The following is an 18151-nucleotide window of genomic DNA, read 5'->3' as shown; positions in this document are numbered from 1 at the left end:
TGTTTACAGATCCGGACCCAACCGGATCGGGCTGCCATCCTGAAAGCGCAGAAAGCGAAAGCGGGTCAGGTCATGGCCCGGATCCTTGCCCTGCATGATCCGCGACATGACATGGCCGACGCCCGGCCCGATGCCGAACCCATGCCCGGACAGGCCGGTGGCGACGAAAAATCCCGCGATCGGCGTTTCATCCAGCACCGGCACCTGATCGGGCATGGTGTCGATCATCCCGGCCCATGCGGCGCGCAGTGCCGGGCGGCCGATCTGCGGGAAGGCGGCGGCGAAATCATCCTGTATCTTTCTCAGCCGGGCGGGATTGGGGTCTGGGTTCAGCAAACGCATCCGCTCGAAAGGCGATGGCTCATCCCCGGCCCAGCGGCGCGGCGTGCGCCAGCCATCGGGATAGCCGCGCGGCGCGTGCCATTGCAGCCGGGTCTGGGACAGGTCGCGGCGCAGTTGCGGCATATAATGGCGCAGATGGCGAAAGGCGGCGGGGCCGATCCAGAAATCATGCGCCGTGCCGGGCGCCAGCGTATAGCCACCATCCGCGCGTCGCCGAAAGGCGATATTCGCATCCACCGCCGCCCCGGACCAGAAATCGGGCATCGGCGCTGTCGCCGCCACGGTGGCGCGCGCCGAAAGCTGCGGCAGGGACAGGCCCAGATTTCCCGCGAAAAGACCCGACCATGCGCCCCCCGCCAGCAGCACCCTTGGCGCGCGGATCGGTCCATCCTCGGTCAGAACACCGGTCACGCTGCCAGCCTGCAGATCCAGCCCCCGCACCGCGCAGTTTTCCCGGATCCTGACGCCCTCGGCGGCGGCCAGCCGGGCCATGGCGGGCACAGCCCAGACCGGCTCGGCCCGCATATCGGAGGGCGTGACCAACGCACCGGCCCAGCCCGCCTGATGGGGCAGCAGATCTGCAAGGGCCTTGCCCCCGATCACCCGGCTGTCCAGCCCATGGCGTCGCGCTACGGGCAGCCAGCCTTCGAACCGCGCCAGATCCGCCTGATCCATCGCCAGATAGCTGACACCGCAGGTCGTCAGGCCCAGTTCCGGCCCCAGTTCCTGCGCCAGCGATTTCCACAGGGCGCGGGCGGTCAGCATGATCGGGATTTCAGCCTCATCCCGGCCCTGCGCCCGGATCCACCCCCAGTTACGAGAGGATTGCTCGCCCGCGATCACGCCTTTTTCGCACAGCACCACATCCAGCCCGTCGCGCGCCAGATACAAGGCGGCGCTTACGCCCGCGATGCCGCCACCGATCACCACGACATCGCAGGCCTCTGGCAAACTGTCGCGGAATTGCGGCGGGGTGCCCGGCGGGATGGGCGGGGACGATGTCACGAATGGGTCACCGGATCGATCAGCACCTGATGACCGGGGGCGACCTGTTTATAGACCGATGGCGGGGCCTGATAATCGACAGGATGGATGGGCGATGGGATCGGCTTGAAGTTCAGGTCTTCGCTGATCTTCTTCTGATGCGGATCGGCGACGGGCACAGCGGCCATCAACTGCCGGGTATAGCTGTGCTGCGGGTTTTCAAAGACCTGCTGACGGGTGCCGATTTCAACGATGCGCCCCAGATACATGACGCCGACATGGTGACTGACCCGTTCGACCACAGCCATATCGTGGCTGATGAACAGCATCGAGATCCCCAGATCCTGCTGCAATTCCATCAGCAGGTTCAGAACCTGTGCCTGCACCGACACATCCAGCGCCGACACGGCCTCATCTGCGACGATCAGCTTCGGGTTCAACGCCAGGGCGCGGGCGATGGCGATGCGCTGGCGCTGCCCGCCCGACATTTCATGCGGATAGCGGCGCATGAAGCTGCGCGGCAATTCGACCCGGTCGAACAGCGACGCCACGCGGTCATGCCGTTCGCTGCGATTGCCGATGCCGTAATTCTGCAGCGGTTCGGCCACCTGATCGAACAGCTTCATATGCGGATCGAGGCTGGCATAGGGATCCTGAAAGATCATCTGCATGTCGCGCCGCAGATCGCGCAGCGCCGAGGGCGACAGCGCAAGAATATCGGTGCCACCCAGATCGACATGGCCCGATTCCGGCTCGACCAGCCGCAGGATCGACCGGGCAACGGTCGATTTCCCCGAACCGGATTCGCCCACCAGAGACATGGTTTCGCCGCTGTTGATGGTGAAGGACACATCCTCGACCGCATGGACCCGGGCCACGGTGCGCCGCAGCAGGCCGCCTTTCACCGCAAATCGCGTGGTCAGGTTCTGAACCGTCAGCAGCGGCGTCGGATTCTCAACGATGATGGGCGTGGCCTCGGTCGTCGATCCGTCGCGCATCAGGCGCAGACGCTCGGGCGCGGGCTTGCCGGTCATCTCACCCAGCCGGGGCACCGCCGCAAGCAGCATTCTGGTGTAATCCTCGCGCGGGTTTTCGAAGATCTCTTCGACGCTGCCCTCTTCGACCTTGTCGCCGCGATACATGACCACGACGCGATCGGCCATCTGCGCCACCACCGCCATGTCATGGGTGATGAACAGAACCGCGATCTGCTTTTCACGCTTCAGCCGGTCGATCAGCGCCAGAATCTCGGCCTGAATCGTTACATCCAGCGCCGTGGTCGGCTCATCGCAGATCAGCAGTCTTGGCTCGCAGGCCATGGCGATGGCGATCACGACGCGCTGGCGCATGCCGCCCGACAGCTCGTGCGGATATTGATCCATCCGCCGTTCCGGTTCCGGGATACGGACCTGTTTCAGGATCTCCAACGCGCGGGCGCGGGCCTCGGCCTTTGACATATCGCGATGGACGATCAGCCCTTCGGTCAGTTGATCGCCGATGGTGAAAACCGGGTTCAGCGCAGTCATCGGCTCTTGAAAGATCATGCCGATCTTGTTGCCGCGGATATCGCGCATGGTCGGCGTGGTCTGCTTTGCCAGATCGATGACATGGCCGTCGCCTTCGTCAAACCAAAGCTCGCCCTTGGTGATCGTCCCGCCACCGAATTCGACAAGCCGCATCAGCGCCAGCGAACTGACCGATTTGCCCGACCCCGATTCCCCCACCACACAGACGCATTCACCGGGATTGATCGAAAAGCTGATATCCTTGACGCCAACGACAACACCGTCATTCGTTTCAAACTCGACCCGAAGTTTGTTAATGGAAACAAGCGGCTGTTCGTCCAGCATCGACATTCTCCCGGCGTTGCCCGAAGATCAGGCTAGCCGCAGCCCGCGAAAAGTCAAAGACGAAAGATGCGTGCACGCCCTGAAGGATAAGTCTTGCTTTTCTTTCAAGCTTTGTTTGAAACTGATCACATTCCGCAGGGGCAAAGCGTCACGACGCCCGCGAGAACAGGGGCTGCCATGACAAGAATGAAAGCCGTCAAATGGCGAGGCAGGGGTTCTGACGCACCCTGCCCGCGCGGGTCTTTTCCCAACAGGAGAGAGAGATGAAACTGAAAACAATCATGCTGGGCGCGGCTGCAACCCTTGCCCTGGCACCCGTCGCCATGGCCGAACGTGGCGCGGATGGCGCGGTGAACCTGATCTTGTGGCAGGCCCCGTCGACCATGAACCCCTATCTGTCAGGCGGCACTAAAGAGATGGTCGCCTCAAGCATGACTCTGGAGCCGCTGGCCGGGATGACGCCCGAGGGCGAATTGTTCCCGCGTCTGGCGGCCGAGATCCCGACGCTGGACAATGGCGGCATTGCCGAAGACCTGAAATCGGTGACGTGGAAGCTGAAAGAAGGGCTGAAATGGTCGGACGGCACGCCACTGACGGCTGCCGACGTGGTCTTTACCGGCGAATATTGCATGGACCCGGAAGGTGGCTGTTCCCAGCTGGCCAAATTCGAAGGCGTGGACAGCATGGAAGCGGTCGACGATCTGACCGTGAAGATCAATTTCACCCAGGCCATGCCCGATCCCTATTCGGCCTTTGTCGGGTCGAATACGCCGATCCTGCAAAAGGCGCAGTTCGAAAACTGCAAGGGCGCCAATGCCCCGACCTGCACCGATCAGAACTTCAACCCGATCGGCACCGGCCCGTTCCGCGTGACCAAGTTCCTGACCAATGACGTCATTACCTTCGAGGCCAATCCCGAATATCGCGACCCAGCCAAGCCCGCCTTCGCCACGGCGACGCTGAAAGGCGGCGGCGATGCGGCAGCCGCCGCGCGTGCGGTGATGGAGACCGGCGAATATGACTATGCCTGGAACACCCAGCTTGCCCCGGATGTCATCGCGGGCATGGAGGCCGGGGGCAAGGGCAAGGTCTCGGCCGCTTTTGGCAGTCTGGTCGAACGCCTGCACGTGAACCTGACCGATCCGTCATCCTCTCTGCCCCCCGACGAACGCTCGACCCTGGCGCATCCGCATCCCTTCCTGTCCGATCCGGCGGTGCGCAAGGCCCTGTCCATGGCCATCGACCGCGCGCTGCTGACCGAGATCGGCTATGGCGCATCCGGCCAGCCGACCTGCAACTATGTCCCCGCGCCCGAGGCCTGGGCATCGCCCAATACCGAATGCCTGACCCAGGATATCGAGGGCGCGAATGCGCTGCTGGAAGAGGCTGGCTGGGTCAAGGGCGGCGACGGCATCCGCGCCAAGGACGGCGTGCGGCTGTCGATCCTGTACCAGACCTCGGTCAATGCCGTGCGTCAGGATTTTCAGGCGCTGATCAAGCAATGGTGGTCGGAAATCGGCGTCGAGACGGAACTGAAAACCGTCGATGCCTCGGTCTATTTCGGCTCGGATCCCGGCTCGCCGGACACGATCCAGAAATTCTACGCCGATATCGAAATGTATGCCGATAATTTCGAAGGCGGCAATCCCTCGCCCTATCTGGCGAAATGGACCTGCGCCAAGGCCCCCGGCCCCGACAATCAGTGGCAGGGCGAAAACATGAGCCGCTATTGCGATGAGGAATACGAGAAGCTTCTGGCGCAGTTGAACCAGACCGTCGATCCGACCGAGCGCGGCCAGATCGGGCAGAAGCTGAACGAGATGCTGACCAAGGAAAGCAACGCGATCATTCCGCTGGTCTATCGCGGCACCGCCTCGGCCCATGCAAATTCGCTGGGCGGCGTGGCGCTGAACGCCTGGGATTCGGAAATCTGGAACGTGGCCGACTGGTATCGCGTGAAAGAGTAACCCTGCTTCCGGCGGGCGGCACGGCCAAGCCGGTGCCGCCCGCCTTGTCCGACATGCTGTGACACGTCAGCCGCCTTGCCGATGGTTCCGGTCGCTGCGTGGCGGGCCGGGCCGCATGCCACTGGAAAAGGATCCCATCCCGATGGTCAGATCTGATCGCAATCCCATCGCCTGGCAGGAGGCTGCCCCATGCTGACCTTCACCATCAGACGCTTGCTGCTGGCGATCCCGACGCTGCTGTTCATCTCGCTGGTGATTTTCCTGCTGCTGGAGGCCTCTCCGGGCGATCCGCTGGGCGATGTCCCCCTGACCGTCCCGCCCGAGGTCAAAGAGCGGATGCGCGAGGCGCTTGGCCTGGGCGAAGCCTGGTACATCCGCTATGTGCTGTGGCTGAAGCAGTTTTTCTGGGTCGAGCCGCTGCACTGGATCGATCAGGTCTTTGGCACCGGTTTCAGCGACGGCATGCAGCGGATCATCAGCTTCCAGTCACGCAGCCCGGTCTTTGACGTCATCGCGCAACGCGTACCCCAGACCCTGACCGTGGTAGGGTTTTCCTATATCATCGGGGTGCTGATCGCGATCCCGATCGGCATCATCTCGGCCTATAAGCAATATAGCTGGTTCGACCAGCTGGGCACCTTCATCTCGATGATCGGCTTTTCGATGCCCACCTTCTTTACGGGCGTCGTTCTGATCATCATCTTCGGGGTCAAGCTGCAATGGTTCCCCTCGGTCTATGACACGACGCTGGTGGTGCGGGACTGGGACAGCTTCCTGGCGCAGGTGCGACAGATGGTCATGCCGGTCACGGTGCTGGCGCTGTATAATGCCGCGCAGATCAGCCGGTTCATGCGCGCCTCGATGCTGAACAATCTGGGGCAGGATTATGTGCGCACCGCACGCGCCAAGGGGCTGTCGGAAAAGACCGTGGTGATGAAGCACGTGTTGCGCAATTCGCTGATCCCGGTGGTGACCGTGATCGCGCTTGGTCTGCCAACCGTCTTCGGCGGGGCCATCATCACCGAACAGGTGTTCAAGGTGAACGGTCTTGGGCAGCTTCTGATCAGTTCGATCCACGCCAATGACATCCCGATGGTGCTGACGCTGACCTTCATCTTCGCGATCCTGATCGTGCTCTTCACCCTGATCGCCGATGTCATCTACGGCCTGCTTGACCCAAGGATCCGCTATGACTGAGACCACGCGCCAGCAGAAGCTGAACCAGCAGGAACTGATCGACGAAACCGCCGCAGCTTCCGCGGTGACCAGCGAACTTCCCCCCGACAACCCGCAAGAGGCCGGCGGCGAAACCCGCAGCCAGTGGCGTGACATCTGGCGCCAGTTCCGCAGCCATCGCGGCGCAATGGTGGCGCTGGTCCTGTTCATCGCAACCATCCTCTTCGTCACAATCGGACCGTCGATCTGGACCATCGATCCGACCTATGTGGATATTCGCGCCCGCAATTCCGGCTTCACAGCGGCCCATCCGCTGGGCACCGATCAGCTCGGACGCGACATGCTGGCGCGGCTGATGGCCGGTGGGCGTGTCTCGATCGCGGTGGGCCTGACCGCCATGACCATCGCCATCTCCATCGGCAGCCTGATCGGCGTGACCTCGGGCTATTTCCGCCGACTGGATGCGCCGCTGATGAGGCTGACCGAATTGTTTCTGGCGCTGCCGCTGCTGCCGCTGCTGCTGTTGATGGTCACACTTTTTCGCGAACCTCTGTCGCAGAAGCTGGGCTCGGCCACGGGTATCTTCATCCTCATCGTCTCGGCCATCGGCGCGACAAGCTGGATGCAGGCGGCGCGGATCGTACGCGGCGATGTGCTGGGCCTGAAAGAGCGAGAGTTCATCCTGGCGGCGAAATCCATAGGCACTCCATCTGGCCGGATGATCCTGCGCCATATCCTGCCCAATGTCCTCTCACCGATCATGGTCGCCGCCACATTGGGCATCGCAACAGCCATCATCACCGAATCCGCCCTCAGCTTCCTGGGGCTTGGCTTCCCCCCCGATTTCCCGACCTGGGGACGCCTGCTCTATGACGCCGTGGATCAGATGGCGCTGTACCCAAGCCGGGTGATCCTGCCAGGCCTATTCATTTCAACGACGGTACTCTGCGTGAACTATATCGGCGACGGCCTGCGGGATGCCATGGATCCACGCATTCGCGGCAGATAAAAGGGGGCGCTGCCCCCGCCGCCTTGCAGGCGGCTCCCCTGGGATATTTGGACAAAGAAGAAAGCAGCTTATCTTTTGTGTTGAAATATCCTCGGGGGGTTTGGGGGGCAGACAGCCCCCCATTTGACCTCAATAAGCAGCGCCAGCCGATCCCGCAGGCAAGGCGCCATAGGGTAACCAGACGGTTTTGACGTGAACGGCGTGCCGCAGAAAGATCTCTCCCTGCGCGTCAGATTTCGTCCAGTCGCGATTTTCTGGCGACCAGACAGGTTTCAGATTGCCCCCGGCTGACCGCTCAACCTGCGTCAGCCCTGTCTGCGAGCCGACATACCACATGGCGGATACCGCATCATGGGCGGCAAGAACCTGAGAGAGTTCGTCTTTGCTGCCGATCACGATGTTCACCACGCCGCCCGGAAGGTCAGAGGTATCAAATACCTGATACAGATCGGTCACGGGCAATGGATCGTCCTGGGCTGCAATCGCGACCACGCTGTTGCCCATGGCGATGGCAGGCATGACCAGCGACATGAAAGCTGCCAGTGGCTGCGCGTTCGGGCAGGCGATGCCCATTACTCCATAAGCTTCGGGGATGACATTGACCAGCGTGCCGGATCGGGCCTGCACATTGGCACCGTCGAACTTGTCGGCCCAGGCGGCATAGTGGAAGGCGCGGGCTATGGCCGCGTCGGTTTCAGTCCTGCTGGTGCGCGCCGCGAATTCCTCTGCACGGGCAGAGAGGTTTTCGGCGATGTAATACAGGACCTGCGCGCGGGCGTGACCGCCCATCGCCGCCCATTTCGTGGCCTTGCCCGCCGCCTCGACCGCGTTGCGGATATCCTTGCGATTGCCAAGGGGCGCCAGCCCGCCCGGCACGCGGTAAGAGCCGCCGCCATCGGGACGTTTCTGCGCCCCCCCGATATAGAGCTTGGCGGTGCGGTCAATGCCGTCCATGGGGTCGGATCCGGGGGCGACAATGGGCGCTTTGGCCTCTGCTTCGCGGACGGCTTTGACCTTGGGTTCGGCCAGATATTCCAGCATGCCGACACGCCCGCCTTCGCGACCAAAGCCGCTTTCGCGATAACCGCCGAAGGGGGCGGCGGCGTCGAACATATTGGCGCCGTTGATCCAGATCACCCCGGCCCGGATGCGCGCCGCCAGATCCGTGGCCACTGTCGCGCTTTCCGACCAGACCGATCCGGCCAGCCCGTAGCGCGTGTTATTGGCCAGTTCGATTGCCTCATCGGCCGTGCGGAAGGTCGAGAGGGTCGCGATCGGGCCGAAAATTTCCTGCTGCATGCCGGGATTGGCGGGCTGGATCCGGCGCAGATAGCCCGGCGCGATAAAGCAGCCCTGCGCCGCGTTGCCGCCGACAAGCTCTGCCCCGGCATCGGTGGCGGCACGGCAGATCGAGATAATGCGATCCTTTTGCACCGGATCGACGATCGCACCGATATCGGTGGACTTGTCTAGCGGCGGACCAAGGCGCAGCTTTTCCATCCGGGCCTGCAGCAGCCCTTCGAACCGGTCCGCGACATTTTCCGCCACCAGAATCCGCGATCCCGCACAGCAGACCTGCCCCTGATTGAACCAGATCGAATCGACGACGCCCTCCACTGCGGCATCGAGATCGGCATCCTCCATCACGATGAAGGGCGATTTTCCGCCCAGTTCCAGCGTCAGCTTGCGCCCGGTTCCCGCCAGCGTTTCGGCGATCTTGCGTCCCACCTCGGTCGAGCCGGTAAAGGCGATCTTGTCGACCTTGGCCGAGACCAATGCCGCGCCGGTTTCGCCATCGCCGGTGACGATATTGACCACGCCTGCGGGCAGTCCGACCTCTTGACAGATTTCGGCGAAAGCCAAAGCGGTCAGCGAGGTATATTCAGCGGGCTTCAGCACCACCGTATTGCCGGCCGCCAGCGCGGGCGCGATTTTCCAGGCCAGCATCAGCAGCGGGAAATTCCATGGGATGATCTGACCGCAGACGCCCAGCGGCACATGGCCCGGGAACTGCGTGTCCAGCAATTCGGCCCAACCCGCATGGTGATAGAAATGCCGCGCCACCAGCGGGATGTCGGCGTCGCGGGATTCCCGGATGGGCTTGCCATTATCCAGCGTTTCCAGAACCGACAGGAAACGCTCTCGTTTCTGAATATGGCGGGCGATGGCATAAAGATAGCGCGCCCTGTCGCTGCCGCTCAGCTTCGCCCAGCCGCGCTGCGCCTTGCGGGCGGCGCGAACGGCGGCGGCGACATCATCGGCGCTGCCCTGAGAGATCTGCGCCAGAACATCGCCGGTCGCGGGGTCGCGGGTGTCAAAGCCCGCACCCGGCGCGGTGAATTTACCGCCGATGAAATGGCCGAACTCCCCCTTTGCCGCAAGCCAGTCGCGCACGGCACTGCTGTCTTCGACCGAAGGGCCGTATTCCATCGTTTCCATGATTTCGCTCACGCGGCTCATTCGTCCCTCAGGCAATTGCTAGGCGATGGGCGGCGGCATAGCGGCCCGTCACGTGATGGCTGATCTGGCGTTCCAGATCGCCCAGTAAAGAGCTGGCACCGATGCGGAACAGATCGGGATCCAGCCAGTCGCGGCCCAGCTCCTCTTTCATCAGGATCTGCCAGTTCAGCGCGTCCTTGGCCGTGCGCAACCCGCCCGCCGGCTTGAAGGCGACCTTGTGGCCGGTCATGGCCTGATGGTCGCGGATGGCGCGGCACATGACCAGCGAGACGGGCAGGGTCGCATTCACCCCCTCTTTCCCGGTCGAGGTCTTGATCCAGTCCGATCCGGCCTGCATGGCGACATGGCTGGCCCGGGCGACATTTTCCAGGGATTTCAGCTCTCCCGTCGCCAGAATCGCCTTCATCCGGGCCTGACCGCAGGCCTCTTTCATTGCGCGGATTTCGTCGTAGAGGGCCGACCACTCGCCGCGCAGGGCAAGGCCCCGGCTGATCACGATGTCGATTTCATCCGCACCCTGATCGACCGCGTAACGTATCTCGGCCAGGCGTAGATCCAGCGGCATGAGGCCCGCCGGAAAGCCTGTGGCGACACTGGCCACGGGAATCCCGGAATTGCCAAGGGCACGCTTGGCGGCGGCGACCATGGTGGGGTAGACGCAGACCGCACCGGTGGTCAGGCCGGTGACGCCGACGGCCTCAAGCAGGTCCGGCGCAATCGGCTGACGCGCCTTGGCGCAAAGCCGCGCCACCCGATCCTCGGTATCATCGCCCGCAAGCGTGGTCAGATCGATGCAGCGCACGGCATTCAGCAGCCATGCCGCCTGATGCTCTTTCTTCAGGCTGCGGCGGGCGGGCAGCGTGGCGGCCCGGCGTTCGACCGCGGGGGTGTTGATGTGGATGTCGGCAAAGATATCCGTATTCAGATCCGTGCCGGGATTTCGCCTCATCTTCCGGTGCCCTTAAGCCGGTCGAAGAAAGAGCGGCGGCGGGCTGTCGCCTCTTCCCACTGGGCGTCGGCGGCTTCGATGGCCGGTTCGACGGTGCGTTCGATGAACTGGTTCCACATCCGCCAGATCAGCACCAGAAAGATGAACAGCAAAGCCAGAATGATCAGCGCGGCCCAGTTCAGCGGGCGCTCATTCGGTCCGGCCAGCGTATCGATCGAGATCGCATTGGGGTAAGAGGACAGCCAGGCGATGCGCCAGCCATAGGCGGTCACGCTGACCCACTGCGGATCGCGCGAATCCGAGCGCAGATTGGTCGCCTCGGCCTGCAGGTTCGAGCTGTCATATTTGAAATAGGGCGGCCAGATCCAGCCGGTATCCTCATTGCGATAGACGAAGACCTTGCCATTCGGACGCACGGTTTCGATGAAACGGATGTCGCGCTGACCTTGGGTATTTTCCACCGTGCCCGCATCGTCGCTGGCATAGAAGATCGAATTTGTCGGCGTGATCGCGGTCAGCCGGTTATAGGTATTGGTGATCCGGACGGTGTTCTTGGATGGCAGCGTGTAATCCAGGAACATGAACACCACCACGCCCAGAAGGACACCCAGAAACACCTTTACGTAATACATGGTCAGCGGCCCCCTATTGCCAGTTCACCCAATAGACGATCCCCATAATCGCCAGCGTCGGAATGATGAAGACCAGCCAAAGCAGGCGCGACTTCAATGTCTTGTCGAATCCGACCATCGACCTGCGGACAAACTCGTCCCGGGCGTCGTTGTTCCCCGCAATGTCAGGATGCCGCGTCTCCCAGATTTCTTCCAGCTTTTCGCGCCTGAGTGATCTGATGTAGATCCGCAGAAGAAGGTAGAACATCGTCTCGACCAGCAGGACAAAGACAATCAGGCGTGCCAGTGCGGCCATGTCGCTCCACCTTTCTTGCGAACCTTCATATCCTTCGGAAGCCTAACATGACCCCTCGCGGATGCACCAGCGTTCACGGCCGGTGCCGAAACAGATCGTCCGGCTGTGGTTTTCAGGTCCTGCCCTGCGGAATATGACAGCACTATTGCCATGAATCGCGCGCGGCTCTAGCCTGCCAGCATGACCACGCTCAAAGATGCCATCGACGCGCGGCGCGACGCCTTGATCGCCCTGACGCAAGACCTGATCCGCATCCCGACGCTGAACCCGCCGGGACGCCATTACCGCGATATCTGCGACTATCTGCAGGCCCGGATGCAGCCACAAGGCTGGGACTGCGAATTGGTCCGGGCCAAGGGCACGCCGGGGGATTGCGCCGAATATCCGCGCTGGAACATCGTCGCGCGGCACCGGGGCGCGGCGCCCGGCGATTGCGTGCATTTCAACAGCCATCATGATGTGGTCGAGGTCGGCCACGGCTGGACCCGCGACCCCTTTGGCGGAGAGTTGGATGGCGACCGGATCTATGGCCGCGGCGCCTGCGACATGAAGGGCGGATTGGCCGCCAGCATCATCGCCGCCGAAGCCTTTGTCGCTACCCATCCCGATTACCAGGGCCGGATCGAGATCAGCGCCACCGCCGATGAGGAATCCGGCGGCTATGGCGGCGTCGCCTATCTGGCGCAGCAGGGTGCCTTTGCACATGTCGATCACGTGATCATCCCGGAACCGCTGCACAAGGACCGCATCTGTCTGGGCCATCGCGGCGTCTGGTGGGCCGAGATCGAGACCCATGGCCGCATCGCCCATGGCTCCATGCCGTTTCTGGGCGATTGCGCCGTGCGCCATATGGGTGCCGTGCTGGAAGAGATGGAGGCGACCTTGTGGCCGCTGCTGTCGGGCAAACATACCGAAATGCCGGTCATTCCCGAAGGCGCGCGATCCTCGACGCTGAATATCAACTCGATCCACGGTGGCGCGCCGGAACAGGCGGCGGATTTCACCGGCCTGCCCGCCCCCTGCGTGCCCGATCGCTGCCGCATCGTCATCGACCGCCGCTTTCTGATCGAAGAGGATCTGGCCGAGGTCAAACGAGAGATCACGGCGCTACTGGAAAAGGTCAAGGCACAGCGTCCCAGCTTTAACTACGAAATCCGCGACCTGTTCGAGGTGATCCCCTCGATGACCGACAAGGATGCCCCGGTCGTGCGCACCACCGCCGCCGCGATCCAGCGTATTCTTGGCCGCGAGGCGGGCTATGTCGTCAGCCCCGGCACCTATGATCAGAAACATATCGACCGGATCGGCAAGCTGAAGAACTGTATCGCCTATGGGCCCGGCGTGCTGGATCTGGCGCATCAGCCCGATGAATGGATCGGCGTCACCGATATGCTGGACAGCGCCAAGGTGATGGCGCTGGTGCTGCAGGATCTGTTGGTGACTGGCGGTTAATCCCTAGAACGGGACATCGTCATCACGCCCGACGGGCTGGACATAGGCGGCCTTGATATTCTTGAACCCGCCGCTGTCGAATTGCACGGTCAGCGTGTCTTCGGCCATGCCCATCACCTGACCTTCGCCGAATTTCGCATGGCTGACGCGGTCGCCCACGGTAAAGATGGCCTCGGCGCTGGCATCGATGGTCACGCTGCTGCGCGGCACCGGCGTCTTGTGCTGCGTCGCGCGCGCCTGCATCCGTTTCCAGCCGGGCGAGTTATAGACATCGGCATTCGCCGCGCGATCATGCATCTGCGTGCCCGCATTCGCCCCGGCAAAGGCCATCGCCGCACCATAGCCGCCACCATAGAGGCCGGGCGGGGTCAGAACCTCGACATGTTCCTCGGGCAGTTCATCGACAAAGCGCGAGGGCATGCTGGATTGCCACTGCCCATACAGCCGCCGGTTGCCCGCAAAGCTGATCGTGGCCAGACGCTCGGCCCGGGTAATGCCGACATAGGCCAATCGACGCTCTTCCTCGACGCCCTTGGTGCCGTTCTCATCCATCGCGCGCTGGTTCGGAAATAACCCGTCTTCCCAACCGGGCAGGAACACGACCGGAAATTCCAGCCCCTTGGCGCCATGCAGGGTCATGATGCTGACCTCTTCGGTCGCGTCCCCCTCATCCCGGTCCATCACCAGCGCGACATGTTCCAGAAAGCCCTGAAGATTGTCGAATTCCTCAAGCGCCTTGATCAGTTCCTTGAGGTTGTCCAACCGGCCCGGCGCGTCGGGCGATTTGTCATTCTGCCACATGGCCGTGTAGCCGGATTCGTCCAGAATCCGCTCGGCCAGTTCGATATGGCTGATGCCCTCATCCAGCGCATCGGCATGCCAGCGCCCGACGCCGACCACGAACTCGCGCAGATTGGCCAGCCCCTTGCCGCCCAGATGCCCCTCTCCCACCACGATCCGCGCGCCCTCCAGCAGCGGCACAGCATTCTGACGGGCGACATTCTGGATGGTCTTGATCGCCTTGTCGCCCAGACCGCGCTTGGGCGTGTTCACGATCCGCTCGAAGGCCAGATCATCGGACGGGCTGACCACCAGCCGGAAATAAGCCATCGCATCGCGGATTTCCTGCCGCTCGTAGAAACGCGGGCCGCCGATCACGCGATAGGGCAGGCCGATGGTCATGAAGCGATCTTCAAAGGCACGCATCTGATGGCTGGCACGGACCAGAATGGCGATGTCATTCAGCCCCACCGCGCCCAGGGCCGCGCGATGTCCGCCCTGAAAAGCCTCGATCTCTTCGCCGATCCAGCGGGCCTCTGCCTCGCTGTCCCAATGGCCGATCAGGCGGACTTTCTCGCCCGCCTCAGCCTCGGTCCACAGGGTCTTGCCCAGACGTCCGGCATTGGCCGAAATCAGGCCAGAGGCCGCCGCCAAAATCTGCGGGGTCGAGCGGTAATTCTGCTCAAGCCGGATTACCTGCGCGCCCGGAAAATCCTTTTCAAAGCGCAGGATATTGCCCACCTCGGCCCCGCGCCAGCCATAGATCGACTGGTCGTCGTCACCCACGCAGCAGATATTCCTGTGCGCCTGCGCCAGCAGCCGCAGCCACATATATTGGGCGACATTGGTATCCTGATATTCGTCCACCAGGATATAGCGGAATCGGTCCTGCCATTGTTTCAGCACATCGGGATGCGCCTGAAACAGCGTGACGCAATGCATCAGCAGATCGCCGAAATCGACCGCATTCAGCGTCAGCAGCCGGTCCTGATAGGCCTGATACAGCTTGCCGCCCCAACCGTCGAAGGCCATCGCCTCGCCCTGCGGCAGTCTGGCGGGGGTCAGGCAGCGGTTCTTCCAGCCATCGATCAAATGCGCCAACTGCCGTGCGGGCCAGCGTTTCTCGTCCAGATTTTCGGCCAGGATCAGCTGTTTCAGCAACCGGATCTGATCGTCGGTGTCCAGAATGGTGAAGCTGGGTTTCAGGTGCAGCTCGCCATTGCCGATCAATTCGGCATGGCGACGCAGGATCTTGACGCTGATACCGTGAAAGGTGCCCAGCCAAAGCATGCCCTCGACCGCCTCGCCCAGCAGGCGGCCGATTCGGTCTTTCATCTCGCGCGCGGCCTTGTTGGTAAAGGTCACGGCCAGGATCTGTCGCTGATGCGCCCTGCCCTGCGCCAGCAGATGCGCGATGCGCGAAGTCAGCGCCCGCGTCTTGCCCGTGCCCGCCCCTGCCAGCAGCAGCACAGGGCCGTCCAGCGCCTCGACCGCCGCACGCTGGGCGGGGTTGAGCCCGTCCAGATAAGGGGCCGCGCGCCCGGCCATGGCCCGCTGCGACAGCGGGACCGGCGTCACATCGTCGGAATCGTCAATCAGGTCCATCGCCACAACATAGGCCGAACGGTTGTGTAAAGAAAGCCTTTGTTCCCTCTACGTTCTGATTTCATATGTACGCTCAAATATGTTCCAGCCATCAGAGCAGGTCGATAGGCTCAGGCACGCAGACTGGCGAAAACGGTCGGATCCAGCGAGGATTGCGCGAAGGTCGGACCGTCGGTCAACAGGCTGACCGCATCATGGGAATGCAGCGATTCCTGATGACTGGCAATGATGCGGAAGTCCCCGAAACGGTGATCGGCCAGCAATTCCTTGGCAAAGGCACGCACCGCATCCTCGACAAAGATCGGATTCGAGGCATTGAGTTCGGCAAAGGCCTGCTCATCCTCGCGCTTGACCATGACCTGCGTTTCCGTGGGCACGGCGCGGCGGCACAGTTCGACCATATCCTCGAACCAGATCTTTTCCGGCCCTTTCATCACTGCGGAAATCCGCGCAATCGAGCGTTGCGAATGCGGCGTCGCCAGGCGTCCCCGCGTTTCGCGCGCATGTTCCGACAGTTCCAGCGAACAGGGGCAGGTCGAGGAATAGACGTAATCGAAATGCATGATCCGCAGCCGCTGACCCTGCTGCTCGATCACCTCTTGCGCGATGTCGTAATATTGCCAGCCCGACAGGCCCGAGCGCAGCGAGTCCACCCGGATCGGGTAGGAAAAGCGCATCTGGATCCGCGCGTCGAAGGCGTCCAGATCGGCCTTGTAATCGTCCAGCGCGGCTTCCAGCACCTTGAGGCTGAACAGATGATCCGAATGGCCGTAAAAGGACCGCATGATCCGCGACATATTGATGCCCTTGCGATCCGCCTCAAGGCTGACGGTACCGGTGACGCTGGTTTCAAGGGCGATTTCCCCGCCATCGCGGGTCTGATAGCGGATCGGCAGCCGGAAATTCGAGATCCCGACATGCTGGATCGGCGCATGCGCCCCGACGATCAGGCTTGAGGGACCATTTTGCAGATCGGGCAGCGTTGCCTTGTAAGCCTCATCAACGCGGAACTCGGAATCATAACGACGGGCCAGCGCCGGATAGGCGGGGGTCATGGGACGGGCTTCAGTCATCAGGCCAACCTTTTGCCAGCTTCAAATGCATTGCTGCGGGAATATGGGGCCGCACCGGATGTTTCTAAAGAGGTTGCGCCGGATTCGCGACCGAATCCGGCGTTTTTCAGAAATTTGGCCGTAATCAGCCGTTCAGGGCGGCTGTCAGATCGTCGATCAGATCCTGCGTATCCTCCAGACCAATCGAAATCCGCAGCAGGCCGGGGCTGATGCCAAGCTGTGCCTTGACCTCATCCGACAGTCTTTGATGCGTGGTCGTGGCCGGATGTGTGACGATGGATTTCGAATCCCCCAGATTGTTCGAGATCTTGATGATCTGCAGTTTGTCCAGTGCCGCAAAGGCCGCGTCTTTGCCATCCTTCAACTCGATGGCGATCATCGTGCCGCCCGACCCCATCTGACGCATGGTCAGTTCGTGCTGCGGATGATCGGCAAGACCCGGATAGATGACGCGCCCCAACCGTGGATGCCCCTGCAGCGCCTGTGCAATGGCAAGGGCGCTGTCGGCCTGCGCACGCACGCGCAGATCCATGGTGGTCAGGCCGTTCAGCATCAGCCAGCTGTGGAACGGGCTGATCGCGCCGCCGGTATGTTTCAGGTAAGGCTCGGCCACCTCGCGCACGAACTGGCGCGTGCCGCAAATCACCCCGGCCAGCGCACGCCCGCCCCCGTCGATATGCTTGGTCGCCGAATAGACGATGATATCTGCGCCCTGCTGGACTGCTTTCGAAAAGACCGGCGTGGCAAAGACGTTATCGACCACAACCTGCGCACCCACAGCATGGGCCAGTTCGGCCACGGCCCGAATATCGATCACTTCCAGCGTCGGATTCGAGACGGATTCGAAAAACACCGCCTTGGTGCCGGGCCGGATAGCCGCCTTCCACTGATCCAGATCCGTGCCGTCGACATATCTGACCTCGACCCCGAAGCGCTGCAGCAGGTCCAGAACGTAAAGGCATGATCCGAACAGCGCCCGCGCGGCGACGATATGATCCCCGGCCGAGCACATGGAAAACAATGCGCCATTCACCGCCGCCATGCCGCTGGCCGTGGCAAAGGCGTCTTCGGTGCCTTCCAGCGCGGCAATGCGGTCTTCGAACATGCGGCTGGTCGGGTTGCCATAGCGGGCATAGATGAATTCATCCGGCCCGGTGCCCTCGAAACGCTTTTCCGCCTGCGCGGCGCTGTCATAGACGAAGCCCTGAGTCATGAAGATCGCCTCGGACATCTCGCCATATTGGCTGCGGCGTGTGCCATGATGGACGGCCTGCGTACGCGGACCCAAACGCTTGGCGGAATCTTCGGTCATTTCAATGCACCTCTCGCTGACCGCATCCGGTTAGCGCCAGCCCCGCAGTTGTGCAAGCGCGACGGCAGCGGGGCAAGAAAAGCGATTTCACGCATAAGGACTGTGCCGACATCGCAACACAACCGCAAATTACAGCCGAAAAGATGTTTAATTGAACATACGTAATGAAAATTTTTTGCGGAAAATTCTGCACTCCCTGCAAATGGAGGCATAATTTCTGTTTATTTACAGTCAGCTGTTCAGAATCTTGAACTTATTGACCAAA

General features: G+C 62.1%; 13 protein-coding genes. 4 read left to right on the top strand and 9 right to left on the bottom strand.

Annotated elements, in window-relative coordinates:
• Nucleotides 1-3 precede the first annotated feature (3 nt).
• Entirely contained in the window at nucleotides 4-1347 is a 1344-nt protein-coding gene (locus tag JHX87_RS15065; protein ID WP_271885411.1) for an NAD(P)/FAD-dependent oxidoreductase, read from the bottom strand.
• On the bottom strand, nucleotides 1344-3176 hold the full coding sequence (locus JHX87_RS15060; RefSeq protein WP_271885412.1) for an ABC transporter ATP-binding protein: 1833 nt from the start codon (nucleotides 3174-3176) through the stop codon (nucleotides 1344-1346). The genes JHX87_RS15065 and JHX87_RS15060 overlap by 4 nt, the downstream gene beginning before the upstream one ends.
• A 263-nt stretch (nucleotides 3177-3439) precedes the next feature.
• Here JHX87_RS15060 and JHX87_RS15055 point away from each other — a divergent pair, with 263 nt between their 5' ends.
• The 3 genes from JHX87_RS15055 (at nucleotide 3440) to JHX87_RS15045 (ending at nucleotide 7328) form a co-directional block, all read left to right on the top strand.
• Nucleotides 3440-5143, top strand: coding sequence for a peptide ABC transporter substrate-binding protein (locus tag JHX87_RS15055; RefSeq protein ID WP_271885413.1), 1704 nt, complete (start codon nucleotides 3440-3442; stop codon nucleotides 5141-5143).
• Between the two features lie 189 nt (nucleotides 5144-5332).
• A complete protein-coding gene (locus JHX87_RS15050; RefSeq protein WP_271885414.1) occupies nucleotides 5333-6340 on the top strand; it encodes an ABC transporter permease in 1008 nt (335 codons plus the stop codon).
• The gene (locus tag JHX87_RS15045; RefSeq protein WP_271885415.1) at nucleotides 6333-7328 is read left to right on the top strand and encodes an ABC transporter permease; all 996 of its coding nucleotides are present in this window, start codon (nucleotides 6333-6335) and stop codon (nucleotides 7326-7328) included. The genes JHX87_RS15050 and JHX87_RS15045 overlap by 8 nt, the downstream gene beginning before the upstream one ends.
• Before the next feature lie 129 nt (nucleotides 7329-7457).
• Here JHX87_RS15045 and JHX87_RS15040 read toward each other — a convergent pair whose 3' ends face one another.
• From JHX87_RS15040 to JHX87_RS15025, 4 genes are read right to left on the bottom strand one after another with little or no spacing between them, the layout of a single operon-like run.
• Nucleotides 7458-9788, bottom strand: coding sequence for an aldehyde dehydrogenase family protein (locus tag JHX87_RS15040; protein ID WP_271885416.1), 2331 nt, complete (start codon nucleotides 9786-9788; stop codon nucleotides 7458-7460).
• A 7-nt stretch (nucleotides 9789-9795) separates the two neighbouring features.
• The gene (gene deoC, locus JHX87_RS15035) at nucleotides 9796-10737 is read right to left on the bottom strand and encodes a deoxyribose-phosphate aldolase (RefSeq protein ID WP_271885417.1); all 942 of its coding nucleotides are present in this window, start codon (nucleotides 10735-10737) and stop codon (nucleotides 9796-9798) included.
• Nucleotides 10734-11369, bottom strand: coding sequence for a DUF1523 family protein (locus tag JHX87_RS15030; protein ID WP_271885418.1), 636 nt, complete (start codon nucleotides 11367-11369; stop codon nucleotides 10734-10736). The genes deoC and JHX87_RS15030 overlap by 4 nt, the downstream gene beginning before the upstream one ends.
• 13 nt (nucleotides 11370-11382) lie before the next feature.
• A complete protein-coding gene (locus JHX87_RS15025) occupies nucleotides 11383-11664 on the bottom strand; it encodes a hypothetical protein (RefSeq protein ID WP_271885419.1) in 282 nt (93 codons plus the stop codon).
• A gap of 180 nt (nucleotides 11665-11844) precedes the next feature.
• Between JHX87_RS15025 and JHX87_RS15020 the strand changes: the two genes are divergently transcribed.
• Nucleotides 11845-13116: an acetylornithine deacetylase/succinyl-diaminopimelate desuccinylase family protein gene (locus JHX87_RS15020; RefSeq protein ID WP_271885420.1), complete on the top strand. Its 1272-nt coding sequence runs from the start codon at nucleotides 11845-11847 to the stop codon at nucleotides 13114-13116.
• A 3-nt stretch (nucleotides 13117-13119) separates the two neighbouring features.
• On the opposite strand, the gene JHX87_RS15015 is transcribed toward JHX87_RS15020, so the two are convergent.
• From JHX87_RS15015 to metZ, 3 genes are all read right to left on the bottom strand, one after another.
• Entirely contained in the window at nucleotides 13120-15501 is a 2382-nt protein-coding gene (locus JHX87_RS15015; RefSeq protein ID WP_271885421.1) for an ATP-dependent helicase, read from the bottom strand.
• Nucleotides 15502-15611: 110 nt separating this feature from the next.
• Nucleotides 15612-16574 (bottom strand): GTP cyclohydrolase FolE2, encoded by a 963-nt coding sequence (gene folE2, locus JHX87_RS15010; RefSeq protein WP_271885422.1) that lies wholly within the window; start codon nucleotides 16572-16574, stop codon nucleotides 15612-15614.
• Between the two features lie 124 nt (nucleotides 16575-16698).
• Entirely contained in the window at nucleotides 16699-17886 is a 1188-nt protein-coding gene (gene metZ / locus JHX87_RS15005) for an O-succinylhomoserine sulfhydrylase (protein ID WP_271885423.1), read from the bottom strand.
• Between the last annotated feature and the right edge of the window lie 265 nt (nucleotides 17887-18151).

Source organism: Paracoccus fistulariae (genome assembly GCF_028553785.1).
Lineage (GTDB): Bacteria > Pseudomonadota > Alphaproteobacteria > Rhodobacterales > Rhodobacteraceae > Paracoccus > Paracoccus fistulariae.
The sequence above is the reverse complement of the archived record's forward strand: the minus strand, read 5'-3'. Positions and strand labels throughout refer to the sequence as shown.